Here is a 1,928-nt window from a genome sequence, read left to right as displayed (position 1 = left end):
CAGCGGCAGGGCGTCGAGGACCATGACCGCGGACGGCACCATGTACTCGGGCAGCCGCGCGCCCGCGAACTGCCGCAGCCCCGGGATGTCGAAGTCCTCAGCCTCCGCAGGCACCACGTACGCGACCAGACGCTTGTCGCCGGGCCGGTCCTCGCGCACGACGACGGCGGCCTGGGCGACGTCGGGGTGCCCGGCGAGCACGGCCTCGACCTCACCCGGCTCCACGCGGAAGCCGCGGATCTTGACCTGCTCGTCGGCGCGTCCGGCGAACTCCAGCAACCCGTCCGACGTCCACCGGGCCAGGTCGCCCGAGCGGTACATCCGCCCGCCCTCGACGAACGGGCACGCCACGAACCGCTCCGCCGTCAGATCCGGACGGTTGTTGTAGCCACGCGCCAGACCCGCACCGGATACATACAACTCACCCGTCACACCCGGCGGGACGGGACGCAGGAAGTCGTCCAGGACGAAGGTCCGGGTGTTGCCGATCGGCGAGCCGATCGCCGGAGGCGCACCCTCCGGGCTGATGCCCTCCTCCAGCAGCGTCGCCGTCGAGATGACGGTCGCCTCGGTGGGGCCGTAGGTGTTCCAGACGCGGGCCTGTGCCCGCCAGCGGGCGGCCAGGCCGGCACTCAGACGCTCGGCGCCCAGCACCCAGTTCTCCACGCCGGGGACGTCGGCCGGGTCCAGCACGCCGAGCAGGGACGGGACGACGCTCGCAACCTGCACGCCCGCCGTACGGATCATCTCCGCCAGCGCACTCGGCTCGGTGCGCTCCTCACTCGTCGCGATCGCCAGAGCGCCGCCGGCTCCCAGCGTCACCGCGACATCGAGCACCGCCGCGTCAAAGCTGAACGACGCGAACTGCAAGGCAGTCGTGCCCGGTTCCACACCCAGCACCGGACGCATCACCTCGGCCAGGTTCGCCACCCCACCGTGCGCGACCGCCACGCCCTTCGGCCGACCCGTGGAGCCGGAGGTGTAGATGACGTAGGCGAGTTGGCTCGGATCAACGACCGTGTTCAGCGGTCCCGCCGGTGCTTCGGGCGTCTCCTCCAGCAGCACCACCTCCACGCCGGCCGGCACCTCACCCGCCGTCGCGGCCGTGGTCAGCACCACGGAGGCACCGCTGTCGCTGACCATGTAGGCCAGCCGCTCCCCGGGATACTCCGGATCCAGCGGCACATACGCCCCGCCGGCCTTCCACACCGCCAGCAAAGCCACCACCATGTCGACCCCACGGGGCAGACACAGCCCCACCCGGCTCTCCCGGCCCACACCCAGGCTGGCGAGGTGCCGGGCCAGCCGATTCGCCCGCGCCTCCAACTCCCCATACGTCAGGGCCTCGGAGCCGCCGCGCACGGCAACAGCCTCCGGGGAGCGCCTCACCCAGCCCCGGACCAGTGCCGGGACCGTGTCCGCGGGGACCGTCCGCGCCGTGTCGTTCCACCGCTCGACCACGAGGGATGTCTCCGAGGAGCCCAGCAGGTCTATCTCACTCGGCCGGGCCGTCGGGTCGGCCACGAACTGCTTCAGTACCCGCACCAGACGATCGACGACGGCATGGGCGGTCCCCTCGTCGAACAGGCCCGGCCGGTAGTCGAGCCGGAGGGCCAGGTCGTCGGCCGGGTTCACCCCCAGAGCCAGAGCGAAGTTGGTCGATTCCCGCATCCGGCTGTCCGTGAGGGTCAGGCCTTCGGCGGAGGGAGGCCCGGCCGGGTCCTCAGGGAAGTTCTCGTAGGCGAGCAGGCTGTCGAAGGTCGCGCCCGGACCGGCAAGCCGCTGAATGCTGTTGAGGCTCAGGTGCTGGTGGTCCAGCAGCGCCGACTGCTGCGCCTGAAGCGCCGTCAGTACATCGGCGACACTGCGCTCCGCGTCGAACGTGACCCGCACCGGCACCGTGTTGAGGAACAGACCGAGCATGTCCT

General features: G+C 71.3%; 1 protein-coding gene. It reads right to left on the bottom strand.

The window, feature by feature from the left end:
- On the bottom strand, positions 1-1,928 hold a 1,928-nt coding region (locus ACTWQJ_RS50945), incomplete at both ends, for a non-ribosomal peptide synthetase (RefSeq protein ID WP_443313126.1).

The organism is Streptomyces sp. KR55, assembly GCF_052245645.1.
Classification (GTDB): Bacteria; Actinomycetota; Actinomycetes; order Streptomycetales; family Streptomycetaceae; genus Streptomyces; species Streptomyces flavusporus.
This window is presented reverse-complemented; position numbering and strand designations above follow the sequence as displayed.